The organism is Mesorhizobium sp. WSM4813, assembly GCF_055811555.1.
The window spans coordinates 1-2,464 of sequence record NZ_JBVVQU010000127.1 but is presented as its reverse complement, the minus strand read 5'-3'; the positions used below and the strand labels follow the sequence as shown (position 1 = coordinate 2,464).

The window sequence follows — 2,464 nt, the reverse complement described above, 5'->3', positions numbered from 1 at the left end:
ACACCGAGCGCACCTGATCGGGCTAGCGGTGCATACGCCGGACGTCCAGGACAGGGATTGGGCAGTCTGCGTCATCGCCTCCTTTGACAGCTTTACCTGTGGTCGGGCCGTCTGTTCGCCGACGGGGATGCCGGAGAAACACTGACGCAGGCTATGGCCAATCTCGGCACGTGGACCATCGAAATCATCAAGCCCTCCGACATGCCAAAGCCTTTGAGGTGCTGTCGCCACGATGGGTCGTTGAGCGAACTTTCGCCTCGCTGAGAGGTAGTCGCCGGCTGGCCAACGAGAGGCTACCATGCGGTTGGGCCACTAGGGAACCATCGGAATCACAAATCGCCCCTATGCGTCAGCGGCGCGAAAACGCCGGTTTGCTGCATTAATCGACGGTGATTTGCGGATAGCGACTCAGTTTACATTGTTACGATCACGGGAATAGAGGCTGCACCGAAGGGCCCCCCGGGAAACACTTGGAGGGAGGAGGATCCAAATGTCACAGGAAGTCGACTATCTTAGCCGCTGCGTCGTTGCGGGCCGGCTGAGCCGGCGTGAATTTCTCGGCCGTGCCACGGCGCTTGGCGTCTCGGCCACGTTTGCGAATTCGTTCCTCACTAGCGCCGCGCGGGCCCAGGGACCGGTCCGCGGCGGAATTATCAAGGGCGGCCTCCATGGCGGTGAGGCGACCCAAAGCCTCGATCCGGCGGTGTTCATGACGTTGCCGTCCAACTTCGGCAAATGCTGGGGCGAGTATCTGGTGGCGGTAGCGCCCGGCGGCGGACTGGAGAACCGCCTCGCCGAGGAAATCGGCTCGTCCAGGGACGCCAAGGTCTGGACTTTCAAGATTCGTCAGGACGTGGAATTTCACAACGGCAAGACCGTGAGGGCGGAAGACGTGGTGGTGACGTTGGAACGCCATTCCAATAAGGACTCGAAGTCCGGCGCGCTGGGTATCTTGGCCAACATTGAGAGCCTCAAGGCCGACGGCCGGAACGTCATCATCACCCTAAAGGAGCCGGACGCCGAGCTGCCCTTTCTGATGACGGATTACCATCTCGTCATCCAGCCCAACGGTGGCAAGGACAATCCGGCTGAAGGCATCAGCGCAGGTCCCTATAAGGTGACCGTCAACCAGCCCGGTGTCCGCTACGTCGGTGAGCGCTTCGCCAATTTCTGGCAGTCTGACAAGATGGGTTTCGCCGACCAGGTGGAGATCATCGCCATCAACGACGCCACGGCGCGCATCTCCGCGCTGCAGGGCGGCCAGGTTCACATGATCAACATGGTCGAGCCCAAGATCGTCGATCTCGTCAAGCGCGTGCCCAACCTGAAGGTCGAGCCCGTGTCAGGTCCCGGCTATGACGTTTTCAACATGTTCTGCGATACGGCACCCTTCGATAACAGCGATCTCAGGATGGCGCTTAAGCTCGCGATAGATCGGCAGGAGATGGTCGATAAGATTTTGCGCGGTTACGGGACGATCGGCAACGACTTCCCGATTAACGCCTCCTACCCGCTCTTCCCCGAAGACATCGAGCAGCGCAGCTTCGATCCGGATAAGGCTAAGTTCCATTATAAAAAGTCGGGCCACAGCGGTCCAATCCTTCTCAGGACCTCCGAGGTTGCCTTTGCAGGCGCCGTCGACGCCGCGCAGCTCTACCAGCAGAGCGCGGCCAAGGCCGGCATCACCATTGAGGTCAAGCGCGAGCCGAGCGACGGTTACTGGTCAGAAGTCTGGAACAAGCAGCCCTTCTGCGCAACCTACTGGAGCGGACGAGCGACGCAAAGCCAAATGTACTCGACCGTCTATTTGTCGACGGCTTCCTGGAACGACTCACACTTCTCCAACGAAAAGTTCGACAAGCTTCTCATCGAGGCGCGCGGCGAACTCGACCAGGACAAGCGCAAAAACCTCTATCGCGAAATGGCCATCATCGTTCGCGATGAAGGCGGCACGATCGTGCCAATGTTCAACCAGTTCGTTGACGCCATTTCCGATAAGGTTGGCGGCTATGTCGGAGGGGTCGACTCACTGATGAACGGTTACGCGTTCGCGAAATGCTGGATCGAGGCTTGAACGGGACGACGGGGTTTTGACCGGCGATCTCGGTACCGCACTTACCATGCAGAGGAGATCACCGCGACGCTGATGCTGCGGCTGTGGAACACGCCAGTGGCTCTGGTCGAGCCGCGCTGCGTCGTTCCCATCCTTTTTCGATCGGGTCCACCGGCAGCACAAGTGAAACTAGAGCCTCACATTCATCCGCCATACGTTGAGGCGAGCGCTAAGCGCAGGACGTCATTCGCGTAGATGCATTCCGAGGTCGTCGCGGCGGTCTGGATGACGCGAGCGATGTGCGATCTGTCGTCAGTCAAAAAAGGGCGATCACTCGCATGGAGATTGGGCAATGGATGTGACGACGCAAATCATCAGGCACGTTGTCAATTCGAGTTTGGAGATGATCCC

1 protein-coding gene is annotated in these 2,464 nt (G+C 59.1%); it reads left to right on the top strand.

Annotated elements, in window-relative coordinates:
* Nucleotides 1-490: 490 nt before the first annotated feature.
* Nucleotides 491-2,074, top strand: coding sequence for an ABC transporter substrate-binding protein (locus tag AC0L25_RS32245; protein WP_473599156.1), 1,584 nt, complete (start codon nt 491-493; stop codon nt 2,072-2,074).
* The last annotated feature ends 390 nt before the right edge of the window (nt 2,075-2,464 follow it).

Bases quoted from the DNA above. Each gene is read 5' to 3' on its own strand.
- AC0L25_RS32245 (WP_473599156.1), top strand. From the start codon at position 491: ATGTCACAGGAAGTCGACTATCTTAGCCGCTGCGTCGTTGCGGGCCGG.